This is a genomic window from Arthrobacter arnarulunnguaqae (assembly GCF_051262515.1).
In the GTDB taxonomy this organism is placed as follows: Bacteria; Actinomycetota; Actinomycetes; order Actinomycetales; family Micrococcaceae; genus Arthrobacter_N.
On record NZ_JBIMER010000022.1, the window covers coordinates 20030 to 36408 of the forward strand.

At 71.3% G+C, this 16379-nt stretch carries 15 protein-coding genes and 2 tRNA genes; 9 read left to right on the plus strand and 8 right to left on the minus strand.

The genetic code is table 11. The annotated features are described in order from the left end of the window. Positions 1–35 precede the first annotated feature (35 nt). A complete protein-coding gene (gene phoU, locus ACHAAJ_RS14295; RefSeq protein ID WP_435728902.1) occupies positions 36–695 on the plus strand; it encodes a phosphate signaling complex protein PhoU in 660 nt (219 codons plus the stop codon). 103 nt (positions 696–798) lie between these two features. Here phoU and ACHAAJ_RS14300 read toward each other — a convergent pair whose 3' ends face one another. Beyond that, positions 799–1545 carry a phosphoglyceromutase gene (locus ACHAAJ_RS14300; RefSeq protein WP_435728904.1) on the minus strand — a complete coding sequence of 249 codons (747 nt, stop codon included), beginning with the start codon at positions 1543–1545 and terminating at the stop codon, positions 799–801. A gap of 69 nt (positions 1546–1614) precedes the next feature. Here ACHAAJ_RS14300 and ACHAAJ_RS14305 point away from each other — a divergent pair, with 69 nt between their 5' ends. Further along, entirely contained in the window at positions 1615–2457 is an 843-nt protein-coding gene (locus tag ACHAAJ_RS14305; protein ID WP_435728906.1) for a class I SAM-dependent methyltransferase, read from the plus strand. 9 nt (positions 2458–2466) lie between these two features. Here ACHAAJ_RS14305 and ACHAAJ_RS14310 read toward each other — a convergent pair whose 3' ends face one another. Both ACHAAJ_RS14310 and ACHAAJ_RS14315 read right to left on the minus strand, forming a co-directional pair. After that, positions 2467–2769 carry a DUF2516 family protein gene (locus tag ACHAAJ_RS14310; RefSeq protein ID WP_435728908.1) on the minus strand — a complete coding sequence of 101 codons (303 nt, stop codon included), beginning with the start codon at positions 2767–2769 and terminating at the stop codon, positions 2467–2469. A 91-nt stretch (positions 2770–2860) separates the two neighbouring features. Then, positions 2861–4021, minus strand: coding sequence for a trans-sulfuration enzyme family protein (locus tag ACHAAJ_RS14315; RefSeq protein WP_435728910.1), 1161 nt, complete (start codon positions 4019–4021; stop codon positions 2861–2863). An 80-nt stretch (positions 4022–4101) separates the two neighbouring features. Here ACHAAJ_RS14315 and tmk point away from each other — a divergent pair, with 80 nt between their 5' ends. The 4 genes from tmk (at position 4102) to ACHAAJ_RS14335 (ending at position 7611) form a co-directional block, all read left to right on the plus strand. Further along, complete coding sequence (tmk, locus tag ACHAAJ_RS14320) at positions 4102–4746, plus strand: dTMP kinase (RefSeq protein ID WP_435728912.1); 645 nt, start codon at positions 4102–4104, stop codon at positions 4744–4746. Then, the gene (locus ACHAAJ_RS14325; RefSeq protein WP_435728914.1) at positions 4743–5924 is read left to right on the plus strand and encodes a DNA polymerase III subunit delta'; all 1182 of its coding nucleotides are present in this window, start codon (positions 4743–4745) and stop codon (positions 5922–5924) included. The genes tmk and ACHAAJ_RS14325 overlap by 4 nt, the downstream gene beginning before the upstream one ends. Then, the gene (locus ACHAAJ_RS14330) at positions 5921–7450 is read left to right on the plus strand and encodes an alpha/beta hydrolase (RefSeq protein ID WP_435728916.1); all 1530 of its coding nucleotides are present in this window, start codon (positions 5921–5923) and stop codon (positions 7448–7450) included. The genes ACHAAJ_RS14325 and ACHAAJ_RS14330 overlap by 4 nt, the downstream gene beginning before the upstream one ends. 85 nt (positions 7451–7535) lie before the next feature. Further along, positions 7536–7611 (plus strand) — tRNA-Thr (locus ACHAAJ_RS14335). A 54-nt stretch (positions 7612–7665) separates the two neighbouring features. Here ACHAAJ_RS14335 and ACHAAJ_RS14340 read toward each other — a convergent pair. The 4 genes from ACHAAJ_RS14340 to ACHAAJ_RS14355 form a co-directional block, all read right to left on the minus strand. Continuing rightward, complete coding sequence (locus ACHAAJ_RS14340) at positions 7666–8511, minus strand: aldo/keto reductase (protein ID WP_435728918.1); 846 nt, start codon at positions 8509–8511, stop codon at positions 7666–7668. A 92-nt stretch (positions 8512–8603) separates the two neighbouring features. Then, positions 8604–9086, minus strand: a complete 483-nt coding sequence (locus tag ACHAAJ_RS14345; protein ID WP_435728920.1) for a hypothetical protein — start codon at positions 9084–9086, stop codon at positions 8604–8606. A gap of 2 nt (positions 9087–9088) precedes the next feature. Then, the gene (locus tag ACHAAJ_RS14350; RefSeq protein ID WP_435728922.1) at positions 9089–9652 is read right to left on the minus strand and encodes a proteasome activator; all 564 of its coding nucleotides are present in this window, start codon (positions 9650–9652) and stop codon (positions 9089–9091) included. Between the two features lie 222 nt (positions 9653–9874). Further along, positions 9875–10852, minus strand: a complete 978-nt coding sequence (locus tag ACHAAJ_RS14355; protein WP_435728928.1) for an NAD(P)H-quinone oxidoreductase — start codon at positions 10850–10852, stop codon at positions 9875–9877. 149 nt (positions 10853–11001) lie between these two features. On the opposite strand from ACHAAJ_RS14355, the gene ACHAAJ_RS14360 reads away from it, so the two are divergent. Both ACHAAJ_RS14360 and ACHAAJ_RS14365 read left to right on the plus strand, forming a co-directional pair. After that, positions 11002–11089, plus strand: a tRNA-Ser gene (locus tag ACHAAJ_RS14360). A gap of 177 nt (positions 11090–11266) precedes the next feature. Next, positions 11267–12043: a VOC family protein gene (locus tag ACHAAJ_RS14365; protein ID WP_435728924.1), complete on the plus strand. Its 777-nt coding sequence runs from the start codon at positions 11267–11269 to the stop codon at positions 12041–12043. Between the two features lie 81 nt (positions 12044–12124). On the opposite strand, the gene ACHAAJ_RS14370 is transcribed toward ACHAAJ_RS14365, so the two are convergent. After that, on the minus strand, positions 12125–14134 hold the full coding sequence (locus tag ACHAAJ_RS14370; protein WP_435728926.1) for an FAD/NAD(P)-binding protein: 2010 nt from the start codon (positions 14132–14134) through the stop codon (positions 12125–12127). Between the two features lie 114 nt (positions 14135–14248). Between ACHAAJ_RS14370 and ACHAAJ_RS14375 the strand changes: the two genes are divergently transcribed. Further along, complete coding sequence (locus ACHAAJ_RS14375; RefSeq protein ID WP_435728927.1) at positions 14249–16378, plus strand: prolyl oligopeptidase family serine peptidase; 2130 nt, start codon at positions 14249–14251, stop codon at positions 16376–16378. Position 16379 lies beyond the last annotated feature (1 nt).

Consider the following 16379-nt stretch of genomic DNA (forward strand, 5'->3'; position numbering starts at 1 on the left):
GATCGGCGGTTGGGCAGCAATGAAAGGACGCGCCAGTGCGTAAGGTTTTCCAGGCCGAGCTCCAGTCGATCGGCGAGGAGCTCACCCACATGTCGGAACTCGTGGCCGAGGCCATGGACAGGGCATTCGAGTCCTTCGAGAACGCGGACACCGAGATCGCGCAGGAAGTCATCGCCGGGGACGCCAAGATCGACTTCCTCCAGAACCAGTTGGACGAGCGCGCCATCGACGTCCTCGCGCTCCAGGGCCCCGTCGCCTCGGACCTGCGGATGATCGTCGGTTCGCTGCGTATGAGCGCCTCGCTGGAGCGCATGGGCGATCTGGCCCGGCACATCGCGCAGCTGGCGCGACTGCGGTTCCCGCAGAAGGTGGTTCCGGGGAGCATCGCCCCGGTGTTCCGCGAGATGGCGGACATCGATATCCAGATCGCCCGGAAGCTCGGCGAGCTCCTGACCACCCGCGAGCTGTCCATTGCCAAGGAGATCATCGCGCTGAACGCGCGCATCGACGAACTGCATGTCGGCGTCTTCAAGGCGGTCGCGGCTCCCTCTTGGAACGAATCCGCACCTACCACCGCGGATGTGACCCTGACCAGCCGCTATCTGGAACGCTACGGCGACCACGGGGTGTCGGTGGCCCGCAAGGTCACCTACCTCGTGACCGGCGAATGGGATCCGTCGGCGACCGAGGCCTAGCCGAACCGTTTGCGTCCGGGCGGCGCCCAAGCCCCGGACCACACGGCGGCGCCCCTCCACCCCGCGGGGTGGAGGGGCGCCGTCGTCGGTGCGTGGGTGGAGGTTAGTGCCGTCCCTGGTTGGCGACGGCCTTGATGGACTCGGCGGCGGCCGCGGGGTCCAGGTACTTCCCTCCGCGGACCACCGGGGCGAAGTCCTCGTCCAACTCGTAGTGCAGCGGGATGCCCGTGGGGATGTTCAGCCCGGCGATGTCCTCGTCGCTGATCCCGTCCAGGTGCTTGACCAGCGCGCGCAGCGAGTTGCCGTGGGCGACCACGATGACCGTCTTTCCCGAGGCGAGGTCCGGCTTGATGGCCTCCTCCCAGTACGGCAACATCCGCTCGAGAACGTCCTTGAGGCACTCGGTCCGCGGGGCCGAATCGCCAAGGTCCGCGTAGCGCGGGTCGTTGGCCTGCGAGAACTCCGAATCGTCGTCCAGCGGCGGCGGCGGGGTGTCGTAGGAACGGCGCCATTCCATGAACTGCTCCTCGCCGTACTCGGTGAGGGTCTGCGCCTTGTCCTTGCCCTGCAGCGCGCCGTAGTGGCGCTCGTTCAGGCGCCAGTCGCGGCGGACCGGGATCCACGAGCGGTCCGCCGCCTCGAGCGCGAGGTTCGCGGTGATGATCGCGCGCTTGAGCACCGAGGTGTGCAGGACGTCCGGCAGGAGCCCCTCGGCGGCGATCAGCTCGCCTCCGCGGACGGCCTCGGTGCGTCCCAGCTCGGTGAGCGTGACGTCGTACCAGCCGGTGAACAGGTTCTTCTGGTTCCACTCACTCTGGCCGTGGCGGAGCAGGATCAGGTTGTAGGTCATGCCACCATCCTAACTTTGGCCGGTGCGATGTTGCCCAGCGTGACGCGGACCTGGAACTAGAATGGCCTCGTGGTGCAGAAGGCGCAGCGACTCGGTGGACGGATGCGTCCCGGGCGACCCGTCGGAAACGTCACGCGCGGCACCACCAATCCCAACCGGATGCGTCGGGTCGACCGCTGGATCACGGGCACCCAGGGCTGGCGTCTCCGCCAGGCGGTTTCCGGACCCGTCGCGGTCGACCTGGGCTACGGCGCTTCCGGGACGACAGCCGTCGAACTCTTCGAGCGCCTGCGCGCCGTCCGGCCAGACATCCGGCTCCTCGGGCTGGAGATCGAACCGGACCGGGTCGCCGCCGCACTGCCCCTGGCCCGCGAGGGGCTGGAGTTCCGCCACGGCGGCTTCGAAGTGCCCGTGGATCCGGATCCCGTCCTGATCCGGGCGTTCAATGTGCTGCGGCAGTACAGCGAGGACGACGTTCCGGGAATCTGGGACGCGCTCACCGGCCGGCTCGCGGACCACGGACTGCTCGTGGAGGGAACCTGCGACGAGATCGGGCGACGCGCGGCGTGGGTGGCGGTCGACGCGGCCGGGCCGCGCACCCTGACGGTGTCGATGCGGTTCGGCGGTTTCGCGCTGCCCTCGGACGTCGCGGACCGGTTGCCGAAGGCGCTGATCCACCGAAACGTTCCGGGCGAGCGCGTCCACGGCTTCCTGCGCGCGGCCGACGCCGCGTGGCTGGCGGCCGCCCCGCTGGCGCCCTACGGGTACCGGCAGCGGTGGATGGCGATGTGCGCGGTGCTCAAGGCGGCGGACTGGCCGGTGCGGGACGGCGCCGGGCGGTGGCGCCTCGGCGAGATCACGGTGGACTGGGAGTGTGTCGCCCCGCGCACGGGAGCCTTGGGCCGGGCGTAGCCGCCGGGCCTAGTAGTTGTAGTAGCCCGTGCCCTTGCCGGAGACGTTCGGCCGGACGTCGGCGAGGTAAACGCCGGCGATGCAGGCCGCGATCAGCTGCAGGATTCCCCCGCTGCCACCGCCGATGAAGCTCAGGAGGCAGACGACGGCGGACCCGCCGGCCATCGCCATCCAGAACCCCTTGGTGCGCTTGCCCTCGCGGACGTAGTTGTTCGCCGGGTGGCGCAGGCTGTCGACAAAAGCCCACGCCGCCAGCACCAGCGCGACAATACTCAGCGCCTGGAACAGAAACATCTCGAATAGCATCGCCATACCCACGAGCGTCAGTCTACCCACCCCGCCCGTCCCGGCGGGGCATTGCGCGCGGAGCGGCGCGGGCCGTCCCGCGCGATCCCCGGCCGGGTCAGCGTGCGGCGTCCAGCGCCCGGGACAGGTCCTTCCAGAGATCCTCGACGTTCTCGATGCCGACGCTGAGCCGGATGAGGTTCGCCGGCACGGAGTCGGGTTCGGACGGGTGACGGCGCCGGCGTTCGGCCAGGGACTCGACGCCCCCGAGGCTCGTCGCCGGAGTCCAGAGCCGGAATGCCTCCAGCACGCGCCCCGCGGCCTCCTCGTCGCCGTCCACGCACAGCGCCAGGATCGATCCGAAGCCGTCCATCTGCGCGGCGGCGAGGGTGTGCCCGGGGTCCGTCGGAAGGCCGGGGTAGCGCACCGATTCGACCGCCGGATGGGTGGAAAGGCGGCGGGCCAGCTCCGCGGCGCTCGCCTCCGAGCGCTCGATCCGCAACGCCATGGTGCGCAGGCCACGCAGCGTCAGCCACGCCTCGAACGGCCCGGCGATGGCCCCGTGCAGGCTCCGGTGCGCGTGCAGCCGGCCGCGCAGGCCGGCGTCGGACGTGGCGACGGCGCCGAGGACGACGTCGGAATGCCCGCCGATGTACTTCGTCGCCGAATGCACCACGACGTCGGCGCCGAGTTCCAGCGGACGCTGCAGCAACGGCGTCGAAAACGTGTTGTCCACGACGGTCAACGCGCCGGCGGCGCGCGCGGCCGCCGTCAGGGCGCGCAGGTCGGCGACCTCGAGCATCGGATTGGTGGGGCTTTCCAGCCACAACATGTCCGCGCCGTGCAGCAGGTCGATTGTCGCGGCCGTGTCGGGAACGTCGGCGAGCCGGACCTCGATCCCGCTGCGCATGGTGAGGTCCGCCACCAGCGACAGGCTGCCGTTGTAGCTGTGCCGCGGCACCACCAGGATCCCGCCCGCGGGGACCAGGGACATGGCGGACGCGACGGCGGCCATGCCGGAGGCATAGACCAACGCCGGCAGTTCGGCGGACTCCAGCTGGGCGAGCGCATCCTCCAGCGGGTCCCAGGTGGGATTGGCGAAACGACCGTAGACGCGCTCGCCCTCCCCCGGGGTACCGGCGCCGAAGTAGGTCGACGAGAGCACGATGGGCGGGTTGACCGGCTGGTCCACGGTCCGCGGCGGTCGGCCGGCGGCGACGACGACGGTGTCCGGGGCCATGTCTTCGGGGTGCTGCGACCCCGGCGCGTTCTGCTGCATCCCCCGAGCTTAAGCCGCCGAGTGTCCCCAGCCGAACCGCGACGACGTGTTACTTCCCCTGTTCCGGATAGGCTGGAACGGTGAATGAACAGCCGAGCAGCAGCCATCCCGGGGGCCTGTTTATCGTCTTCGAGGGCGGGGACGGCGCCGGCAAGTCCACCCAGGCGGTGCTTCTGGCGGATCGGCTGGCCGCCGCGGGACGCACGGTGTTGCGCACGCGCGAACCGGGCGGCACCCCGATCGGCGAAAAACTCCGTTCCCTGATCCTCGACCACGGCCACGGCACCGTCGACGCGCGCACGGAGGCACTGATGTTCGCCGCCTCCCGCGCCGCCCACGTGGAGCAGGTGGTCCGGCCGGCCCTGATGGCGGGAACGGTTGTGGTCTGCGACCGCTACGTCGACTCCTCTGTCGCCTACCAGGGCGTCGGCCGCGAACTTGGCACCGACGACGTCCTGCGCGTCAACCGCTGGGCCACCGGCGGACTGCTGCCGGACCTGACCGTCCTGCTGGACGTGCACCCGGAGGCCGGGCGGAACCGGCGCACCTCCGGGGAGGCCGCGGAGGACCGCTTGGAATCCGAACCCGACGACTTCCACACGCGCATCCGCGGAGCCTTCCTCGAGCTGGCCGCCGCCTCGCCGTCGCGCTATCTGGTGCTCGACGCCGCCGGCCCGGTGGCCGAGCTGGCCTCGGCCGTCGCCGACCGCGTGGAGGCCCTGTGAGCGTTTGGGACGACCTTCCCGGCCAGGAGGCCGCCGTGGAGGCGTTGCGCCGCGCCGCCGCGGACGGCAGCCCCTCGCACGCGTGGCTGTTCACCGGGCCTCCCGGATCCGGACGCTCCAACGCCGCCCGGTCCTTCGCCGCCGCCTTGCAGTGTCTCGCCCCCGAGCCGGAACGGCGCGGCTGCGGCGAGTGCCGGGGCTGCCGCACGGCCATGGCGGGAACGCACCCCGACGTCGCTCTCATCGCGACGGAGAACGTCACGTACGCGATCGCCGACGTCCGCGACCTGATCGGCAAGGCCCAGGACCGTCCCGCGGGCGGCAAGTGGCGCGTCGTCATCATGGAGGACGCGGACCGCATGACGGAGCGCACCACCAACGTGCTGCTCAAGTCCATCGAGGAGCCGCCCCCGCACACGGTGTGGATTCTCTGCGCGCCCAGTCCCGCCGACGTCCTCGTCACGATCCGTTCGCGCTGCCGGCCCGTCGGCCTGAGGGTGCCGACGCGGGAGGCTGTCGCCGAGCTCCTGGTCCGCCGCGACGGGCTCACGCCCGAACAGGCCGAGTTCGCCGCGCGCGTCTCGCAGAGCCACATCGGCATCGCGCGCCGGCTGGCCCGGGACGAGGGAGCCCGGCTCCGCCGCGACCGCACCGTCCGCCTCCCGCTGGCGCTGCGCGGGGTCTCCGACGCCGTCATCTGCGCGGGTGAACTGGTGGAGTTATCCACCACCGAGGCGTCCGCGTCCGCCGAGGAACGCGGAAACGCCGACGCCGCGGCACTGCGCGAGGCGTTGGGGCTGGAGGCCGAAGCGCCGGTCCCTCCGCAGCTGCGGAGCCAGTTCAAGCAACTGGAGGAACTGAACAAGCGCCGGGCCAGGCGCGGGGTCAACGACTCGCTGGACCGCTCCCTGATAGACCTCACGACGTTCTTCCGGGACGTGCTGACCATCCAGCTGGGCACGGGGTCCGAGCTGGTCAACGACTACCTTTCGGCGGAATTGTCGTCCTACGCGGGCCGCTCGACGCCGGAGCAGACGGTCGCCCGGATCGATTTCATCGCCGAGGCGCGCCAGCGCATCTCCGCCAACGTCCAGCCGCTGCTGGCCATGGAAGCCATGATGGCGGGGCTGCTGCCACCACGACTGCCCACCAATCACACAGGAGCACCCATTAGATGACGCACCTCCGCCTGGCCCAGCGTGCCGCAGCGGCCGCCGCCGCCCTGCTTCTCCTGACGGCATGCGTCGGCGGTGGCGGCCAGCCCGAGCCGGCCCCGGACGACGCGCCTTCCGGAGAGGCGGAACCGCCCGCCCCCGAAGGCCTCGAGCGGTTCTACAGCCAGGAGGTCGGCTGGACCGACTGCGAGAACACGTTCGAATGCGCCGAGGTCGAGGTGCCGATGGACTACGTGCGCCCGGACGCCGAAACCATCGAGATTTCGCTGATCCGCAAACGGGGCACGGACCCCCGCGGGACGCTGCTGGTAAACCCGGGAGGACCCGGCGCCTCCGGCGTCGACATGGTCCGCGATTCGGCGCAAGCGATGTTCTCGAACGAACTGCGCAGCGGCTACGACGTCGTCGGATTCGATCCGCGCGGCGTCAGCCGGTCCGCGCCCGTGGCCTGCCAGACGGACGCCGAGCGCGACGCGGACCGCAAGAAGGTGTGGGACACGTCCACGGACGAGGGGCTCGCCGCCGTCGAAAAGGCCTCGGCGGAGTACGCGGCCGCCTGCGGCGAGAAGACCGGTGTGCCCTTGGCGTTCATCGACACGGTGAGCGCAGCCAAGGACCTCGATGTCCTGCGGGCCGTGAACGGCGACGCGCGGCTGAACTACCTCGGCTACTCGTACGGCACCAAGCTCGGCGCCATCTACGCCGAACTGTTCCCGGAAAACGTCGGGCGCATGGTGCTCGACGGGGCGATGGACCCGTCCCTCGGCAACGAGGAGGTCACCCTGGGCCAAGCCCGCGCCTTCGAGTCCGAGATCGACGCGTACCTCGCCGACTGCCTGCGCACGGAGGACTGCCCGTTCGACGGCGACGCCGCCGGCGCCAAGGAGCAGTTGCACCGGCTCTTCGAGGACATCGAGGAGAACCCCCTGACCGCGTCCGACGGCCGCTTGGTGCCCATCGGCGACTTCGTCGGCGGCTTCATCGTCCCGTTCTACGAGGACGCGGCGTGGCCCCGCCTCACCGAGGCCCTGGCGGCCGCGCAGCAAGGGGACCCCACTCCCATGCAGGCCCTCGCGGATCTGGGCGCCGGGCGGAACCCGGACGGAACCTACGCCGGCAACTCCTTCGACGCGTTCACGGCGGTCAACTGCCTGGACTATCCGATGGACACGGACCTCGAGACGCAGAAGGACAACGCCGCAGCGCTGGAGGAGGCCTCCCCCACCCTGGGCAGGTTCCTGGCCTACGGCGGAACCGCCTGCAAGGAATGGCCGTTCCCGCCCACGGGCGATCCGGAGCCGGTCTCGGCCCCCGGCGCCGCGCCGATCGTGGTGATCGGAACCACCGGGGATCCGGCAACGCCGCACGAGTGGGCCGAGTCGCTCAACGACCAGCTCGAGTCCTCCGTCCTGGTGACCTTCGAAGGCCACGGACACACCGCCTACGGGCGCAGCAACGAATGCATCGGCGACGCGGTCGACGGCTACCTGCTCGCGGGGACGGTCCCCCAGGACGGGCTCCGCTGCTGAAAACCCGGGGCCCCGCCGTCGTCCGTTTTGACCGGGCCCGAATCGCTCCTATAAGGTAGGTGACTGCGGCCGTGAGGCCGCGGTTGCCTCCTTAGCTCAGTTGGTAGAGCGTTTCACTCGTAATGAAAAGGTCGTCAGTTCGATTCTGACAGGAGGCCCCACGAGCAGCACAAGGCCCCGACCGCATCAAGCGGCCGGGGCCTTGTTCGTTGTTCCTAGGCGAAGTCGCTGACCGCGGGGTCGGGTCCGATGCGTCCCGCCTCGCCCCTATCCAGGCCGTTGACCGCCTCGATGTCCCCTTCGTCCAAGGTGATGGCCAGGGCCTCCCAGTTCTCCACGATCCGGGATGGGGTCACCGACTTCGGGATCACCACGCAGCCGAGCGCCAAGTGCCAGGCGATGACCACCTGCGCCGGGGTCGCGTTGTGCTTTTCGGCGATCCGGGCGAGCTCAGGCTCCTCCAGCAGCTCGGATCCCTGGCCCAGCGGCGACCAGGACTGGTGCACGATGCCGCGTTCCTTCGCGTACTCGCGGAGCTCCGTCTGCGGGAAGTAGGGGTGGGTCTCCACCTGGTGGATTGCGGGCGCGACGCCGGTGGCCTCCTCCAGCTCCCGCAGCGCCTCGATCGTGAAGTTGCAGACGCCGATGGAGCGGACGCGGCCGGAGTTCTTGAGCTCGATCAGCGCCTTCCACGTCTCGACGTGCTTCCCCTGCTTCGGCTGCAGCCAGTGGATCAGGTACAGGTCGAGCGTCTCGAGGCCGAGCCGCTCCATGGACTCGTCGAACGCCGCGAGCGTCTCGTCGTAGCCCTGGTCCGCGTTCCACACCTTGGTGGTGATGAAGAGGTCCTTCGGGTTCAGATCCGCTCCGGCGATGGCGCGTCCCACGCCCGCCTCGTTGCCGTAGATGCGCGCCGTATCGATGTGGCGGTAGCCGGCGTCGAACGCCTTGAGCACCACGTCGTGGGCGATCTCGTCCTCCACCTTCCACACGCCGTATCCGAGTTGGGGGATGGTGTTGCCGTCGTTGAACGTCAGAACTGGGGATTCGAATGTCGTCATCGGCCCATCCTGCCACCGGTTGGCTTTTCACAACCGCGTAGGCCGCCGCGATCAGCCAACGGCGAAACCGTGCGACCCGCCGTCGTCGGGCGTCAGGACGCGTCTTCCCCCGCGCGTTGCGCCTCGGCGACCGCGAGGTCGCGCTCGGCGGCCTCGATCCCGACCACCACGATGTCGGCCCGGCGCGCCACGTTCTCGAGGCCGGCCGAGGCGAATCCCCAGCGTTCGCCGTCGAGCCGCGCCAGAGCCGCCGACTGCGCCGCAGTCGCGAGGTCGTTCGCCGCCTTGGACAGGGAACGGTGGACGGTGTGCACCGCGTGCGGGATGTCGTTCGCGTCGCTCGGGCTGAAGGCCTGGGCGCGCATGCAGATGTCGCGCACGCGCGGCTGCAGGTCGGCGAGGTGGTTGGCGATCATGACGAGCGCGTTGTAGAGGTCGTCGTCCTCGATGCCCTCCAGGACCTGGTGGAACCTGTCCAGCCCGCGCCCGTAGCGGTCGTGCGCACGCCGCCAGACACCCGTGCCGAGCTCCTTCTCCTCGCGGCGCGCGCCGCGGGCACCACCGAAAATCGCCACGCCTACAGGTACTGTCCCGGGCCGCCGTCGTCGCGGGGTTCGCCGTCGCCGTCCGAACCTCCCGCCCGCACGGGCTCGCCCTGGTCGTTGATCACGATGCCGGGGGACACACGGGTGCCCGGCGGCAGCTCCTTGAGCTGGATGCGCTGGGCCAGTTGCTGGCTCGCGAGCTGCTGGGCGGCGAGGGTGGTCTGGATGCCGTGGAAGACCCCTTCGAGCCAGCCCACCAGTTGGGCCTGGGCGATCCGCAGTTCCGCGTCGGAGGGGGTCTCGCCGTCGGTGAACGGCAGGCGGAGGCGGTGCAGTTCCTCGACGAGCTCGGGCGACAGTCCGTCCTCGAGTTCCCGGACGGACCGTTCGTGCACGTCGGCCAGGTGGCCGCGCGCCTTCTCGTCCAGGGGCGCCGACCTGACCTCCTCCAGCAGCTGCTTGACCATGCCGCCGACGCGCATCACCTTGGCGGGCTCGTCCACGAGCCCCTCGATGCGGAAGCCCCCGCGGCCGCCTGGGGCCTGCGGCGTCGAACCGTGTCCGCCGAGGCCCGGCTGCGGCTGCTGATCGGTCATGGACCCATCTTGCCACGCCCGCCGATCTGCCGCGGCGCGGCGAAACGGGGCGACACATCGCCGGCGCGTGTGCCTTCCCGACATCGCCGGCGCGTGTGCCTTCGTGAGCGGGTTTCACAGCCGGCCTCCACAAACGCGCAGGTCAGCCGGTCGGATCCGGCGCAAAGCCGCTCACGGAGGCTCGAAACCGCTCAGGACGGTCCGGATGGGAGCACGCACCCCTCAGAGCGTGAGCAGGATCTTCCCAGTGTGCCGGCCGGAATCGAAGTACTCGTGCGCCTCGGCGACGCGCTCCAGCGGATAGGTCGCCTCCACCACCGACCGCACGCGGCCCGATTCCACCAGCGGCCACACGTGCTCGCGCACCTCGGCGAGGATTCGCGCCTTCTCCTCGATCGGGCGGGACCGCAGCGTGGTGCCGGAAACACTCGCCCGGCGCCGCATCAGCAGCCCGAGGTCCAGCTCCGCCTTGGCCCCTCCCTGGAGTCCGATGACCACCAGCCGCCCGCCCGGAGCAAGCGCTTCGACGTTCCGGGCCAGGTACTTCGCCCCGACGACGTCCAGGATCGCATCCGCCCCGCGGCCTCCGGACAGGTCCCGGATGCGCTCGACGAAGTCCTCCTGGCGGTAGTCGATACCGGCCTCGGCCCCGAAGCCGGCGCAGTATTCCAGCTTCTCCACGCTTCCGGCGGTGACCACGGCGTGCGCCCCGCGGGCCGCGAGCAGCTGCGTGGCCATGGTGCCGATGCCGCCGGAACCGCCGTGGACCAGCACCCATTCCCCCTCCCGCACCCCGGCGACCATGAACAGGTTGGACCACACGGTCGCGGCGACCTCCACCAGCCCCGCGGCATCCACGAGCGACGTGCCCGCGGGAACCGGGAGGAGCTGCCCCTCTTCAACGGCCACGTATTCCGCGTACCCACCGCCGGCGAGCAGCGCGCAGACCTCGGCTCCGTCGTCGTACCGGGTTGCCCCTTCCCCGCGCCCGACGACGGTGCCGGACACCTCGAGCCCCGGGATATCCGACGCTCCCGGCGGCGGCGGGTAGAAACCGCGGCGCTGTTGGACGTCGGCCCGGTTCAGCCCGGCGGCGGCCACCCGGATCAGGACCTCCCCCGGTCCGGCCACCGGACGCTCCCGCTCCACGACCGTGGCCACCCCGGGACCGCCCGCCTCCGCGTACTCGACCGCGCGCATCGTCTCACCCATGTCGTCCTCCGACTCGTCGTCACCGTCCGGCCCCGGCGGGCCGGCTTCGCTCCAGCTTATGCACCCGGACGGCGGGGCGGCGGGGCCCGACGCGGCTTTCCGTCCGCCGGGGGGCCTGCCGTATAGTGCTGGGGACTGGAAGGTTGTCCGAGCGGCCTATGGAGCTGGTCTTGAAAACCAGTGTGCGGCGACCCCGTACCAAGGGTTCAAATCCCTTACCTTCCGCTCACGGCCCGCAGCACCGCGGGCCAAGCAAGGCACGACGGCGGCGTCCCGCCCGGCGGTTTCAACCCCGGGTCGCGGGCGCCGCCGTCGGCCTACCGTCCCGCGCGACTCCGGCGTAGGATCGGCAGCGACCGCCCGGAACGCACCGGCGTCCCCGCCCGATTTCAGGAGCATGCCATGCCCATCCGCGAGTCCACGCCCTCCGGCGCCCCCGTCTGGGCCGACCTTTCGACGACCGACATGGCCGCGACCCAGCAGTTCTACACGGGGCTGTTCGGCTGGACCTACGACGGCGACGGTACCGCGGAGGAGTACGGCGGCTACGTGACCGCCTACCTCGACGACCGCAAGGTCGCCGGCCTGTATCCGCACATGGAGGAATTCGGCGGCACGCCCAATGTGTGGACCGTCTATCTCAAATCCGACGACATCGCCGCCACATCCGACGCAGTTGCGGCAGCCGGGGGACGCATCCTCACCCCGGCCATGCACGTCGCCCCGTTTGGCCACATGGCCGTGTTCCGGGATCCCGGGCAAGCGGCGTTCGGCGGCTGGCAACCCCAGGAACACCACGGTTTCGGGATCGACTCGGAGCACGGCGCGCCGGTGTGGCACGAGAACCTGTCCAAGTCCTACGCCGACACCGTCGCGTTCTACGAGAAGGCCTTCGGCTGGGAGACCTCGGTCATGTCCGACACCGACGAATTCCGCTACACCACGCTCGGTGCCGACGACGACGCCCGGGCGGGACTGATGGACGCCTCCGGGTTCCTTCCCCCGGACGCGCCCTCCCAATGGATCACCTACTGGGGCCTGGCGGATCTCGATGCGTCGATCGCCCGCGCCACGGAGCTCGGCGGTTCCGTCCTCGAAGCGCCCGCGGACACCCCCTACGGGCGCATGGCCACGCTCGTCGACTGCTGCGGAGCGACCATCAAGGTCAACGGACTCTAACGCACCCCGCGGCGGACGCCGTGGTCACCATGATCCGGTGGTCGTCGGCCTGCATCTGGACACGGTAGTCCGCGGACGGGGCTAGCCCCCGGCGAGCCGCAACAGCTCGGCCGCGACGGCGTCCGCATCCGCCAGGGTGCGGGCGCCGTCCTGCCATCCGGCGCCGGCCTCGGCCGCGATCGCCGTTCCCCACTGGACCGAGGACAGCTGCAGCCCCAGCACGAACACGGCCCGGTGCGGGACACCGGACACATCGACCAGCCGGTAGGGCTCGCCCACGACGTCGAACCCGGATCCGGGGACCTCCTCCCCCTCGCCGGTGAGCATCGGACGCGGCCGCGCGAGGCCGTCCGCCTGCAGCTGCGACAACAGCGCGGAGCGCGTCTGGGCCACCCGGTTCGCCGGCATCATCGCCTCCACCATGTGCCGCGCCGTGGTCGGCTCGGCCGCCACCCACGGGGACGACGCCGAGAAGTGCCCGGCCTCGTCGTCGAGCGAGAACACCGGGTCGGGGCCGATGAAGCGCACGATCCCCGCGCGGACGAGCGCCGCGAGCTCCTCGATGCGCTGGAGGGGCGGACCGCTGGCCAGCCCCTCCACGAGCGGTTCGAACCAGCGCTGGAGCTCCTCCAGCCGGCTCGCCTCGTCGACGAGGCCCTCCGCGACCATCCGCTTGACGACCATCCGGCCGAGGTTCAGCGTCGCGATCGCCATCTTGAGCGGATCGTCCTCGCCGCGGGCGGAGGACCGGGCGTCCTCCTCCAGGTACTCCAGCACCGCGGTCCGGTACGCCTCGTCGTCGACGAACCCGCGGTCCGCGAAAGGATGACCGAGCGCGGCGACATCGAGCCATCCCACTCCCGGCGCGGCGTCCTCGACCAGTGCGCGGGCCAGCGTGCGCCACACCTCCTGCCCGTGTTCGTGCGGGGCGTCGAGGATCGCGTCCAGGCGCACCATGAACTCCCCCGCCCCGCCGGCGAACGCCTCCGGCGCCGTGCGGGCCCAGGTCGCAAAGTATGTCCGCAGGACATCGCGATGCAGCAGCGGCCAGATGTGTGCGGCGAAGGACACCTGGCCCGGCGGCTCGCCCGGGGCGCCCAACGCGGCGAGCGCATGCACGGACTCGAAGCTCAGGTGCACCAGCTGGGCCGAGGGCGCGATGAACGCGTCCACGCAGGCCTTGGCGCGGTAGGGCGTGCCGCGGCGCGACGCGGCGACCACCAGCGGTTCGCGGCCGCTGGCGCGGTATTCCAGCGCGCGCCCCGGGCCGTCGCCGGTTTCCGCGAATTCCCCGGCCCGCCCCACGGTCAGCTGCGCCATGGCGTCGAAGAAGTTCAGGCCCAGGCCGCGCACCAGGAGCGTCTCGCCCGGGGGGAAAACGTTCCAGTCCACATCGGCCGGGACATTCGGCGCCTGGTAGTGCAGCCCCACGGCTCCGGCCCGCAGGCCGGCGGCCTCCTGCCGGGGGTTGGCGCGGGCGGGGACGTGCCCTACGGCCAGGATCGCGGCGTCGACCTCCAGCGACGCACCAGTCGGACCCGCTGGGCCTTCGCCGGCGTCCGCCGGCGCATCGAGGCCGACGGCGTAGCCCGCGCCGAGGCGCCGCAGCGAGACGGCCTCGGCGCGCACGTGCCTGAATCCGACGACGGAGGGGTGCCCCGCGAGGCGCCGCGCCACGGCGTCGTACACGTGTTTGAGGTAGCTCCCGTAGAGGGCGCGCGGCGGGTAGGAACCCGCGCGCAGGTCCGCCAGCTCGCGGCGTTCGACCGGGGTGAGGTCCGCTCCGTCGCCCCCGGCGACGCGCCATTCCTCGAAGGTGAGGCCCACGGCGGCGGACGTTCCGCGCGGCGGGGCGACTGTCGGGTACAGGGCGGGCGTGTTCATCAGGAACAGCCTCGACTGGGTCGGGGCCCAGACGTGGCCAGGGCCGGGTTCGAAGGGTTCGACGACGGTGATGTCCAGCGGACGGCGCGGCGGGGAGTCCTCGGCGCCGGGGCGTTCGGGCGCGAGGTGGGCCAGCAGCCGTTCCAGCACCGACGTGCCGCGCGGACCCGCCCCGATGACGGCTAACCGAAACGTCTCGTGGACCACTGGCGACTCCTCCATTCGATGCGGCCAATGCCGCTGGATCCGCGGACGTGGCCGCTTCCAGCCTAACGCCCGGGCTTCCCAGGGCCGGTCGTCCACGGCCATAGACTGGGGCGCATGAGCATGCCAGCGACCCAGCGGACCGCCGACGACGACGACCAGGACGGCTTCCTGTGGCTGGAGAAGGTCAACGGCGAACGCGCGCTCGACTGGGTCCGGGACCGGAACGCCGAGACGGAGGCGCTGCTCGTCGACGACGCCCACCGGGAACTGGAGGCGTCGCTGTTGGAGGTCCTGGACGCCGAGGACCGCATCCCGATGCCCAGCAAGCGCGGCGCGCACTACTACAACTTCTGGCGTGACGCCGCCCACCCCAAGGGCCTCTGGCGAAGGACAACGTGGGAGGAATACTCCACGCCGGCCACCGCGTGGGAGGTGTTGTTGGACGTGGACGCGCTGGCCGCGCGGGAAGGCACGGCGTGGGTCTTCGCCGGCGCGCAGCTCCTGCGCCCGGACGACGGCGGGGATTACGAGCGCGCGCTGGTGCGCCTGTCGCCCGACGGGGGCGACGCCGTCGAAGTCCGCGAGTTCGACCTCGCCACCCGGGACTGGGTTGCCGGCGGGTTCGCGTTCGACGCCGCCAAGTCCAACGTGGGCTGGGACGGCCGCGACGCCGTCTACGTCGGAACGGACTTCGGCGAGGGGTCGCTCACGCTGTCCTCCTACGCCAGGACCGTCCGCCGGGTGGAGCGCGGCCAGTCGGTGGCCGACGCCCCGGAGGTGTTCGCCGTCGACGCGTCGCACGTCGCCGCGCGGGTGCGCCACGACCCGACCCCGGGGCACGAGCGCACGGTCGCGGTGGACGTGATCGACTTCTACAACAGCCGGAGCTCCGTGCTGGGCCCCGCCGGGTGGATCGCCATCGACGCCCCCACCCACGTCGGCGTCCACCTGCACCGCCAATGGATCCTGTTCCGGCCGCGGACCGACTGGGAGGAGGCCGGGGAGACGGTGCTCCGGGCCGGCGCCCTCGGCGTCGCTGACGCGGAGGCGTTCTTTGCCGGCGACCGGAGGGTCACCGAGGTGTGGGCCCCCGGCGAGGCTTCGTCGCTCGAGTCGTTCGATTTCACCCGCGACCACCTGCTGCTCAACACGCTCCGGGACGTCTCCTCCGAGGTCCTGGCCGCCGACCCTGCCGACGGATGGCGCCTGCGGACCCTGGACCTCGGCGCCCCGCTGCACAGCTTCGGCGTGTGGGCGGTGGACGACGAGGACCCCGAAACCGCCAACGACTTCTGGCTGACCAGCACGGGGTTCCTCACCCCGGCGACGCTCTCCCGCGGTTCCCTGGCGTCGGCCGCGGGCTCCGGGCCCGCCGCGCCGCCCGCCGCCGTCAAGCGCGCGGCGGGCCATTTCGACGCCGGAGGCCACGTCGTCGAACAGCATTTCGCCCGGAGCGACGACGGGACGGCGGTCCCGTACTTCCAGGTCTCGCCGCGCGGGATGGCGCTCGACGGCAACAACCCGGTGCTGATGAACGGGTACGGCGGTTTCCTGGCCAGCCTGACGCCCTCCTATTCGGGTGCGGTGGGCCGGGCGTGGCTGGCCCGGACCACCGCGGAGGGCCGCCACGGGGTGTACGTCGTCGCCAACATCCGCGGCGGCGGGGAGTACGGGCCGCGCTGGCACCAGGCGGCGCTGCGCGGCAACCGCCACCGCGCCTACGAGGACTTCGCCGCGATCGCACGCGATCTGGTGTCCCGGGGCGTGACGGTCCCGCGCCGGCTGGGGGCGACCGGACGGAGCAACGGCGGGCTGCTGATGGGAAACATGATCACGGGCTACCCGGAGCTCTTCGGCGCGATCTCGTGCGGCGTGCCGCTGCTGGACATGCGGCGCTACACGCGCCTGGCCGCGGGCCATTCGTGGATCGCCGAGTACGGCGACCCTGATGTGGCCGAGGACTGGGAATTCGTGCGCACGTTCTCGCCCTACCACCGGCTCGACGAGGCGTTGCCCGACGGCGTGTCCTACCCGCCGTCGCTGATCTGGACGGCCACCAGCGACGACCGCGTGGGACCCGTCCAGGCACGCAAGATGGCGGCGAAGATGGCGGAGCGGGGCACCACGGACGTCTGGTACCACGAGGCGCTCGACGGAGGGCATGCGGGGGCGGCGGACAACCGGCAATCCGCGGCCATGCTGGCCCGCAGCTACGGATTCCTGTGGCGCCAGGTGGCCGTCTAGC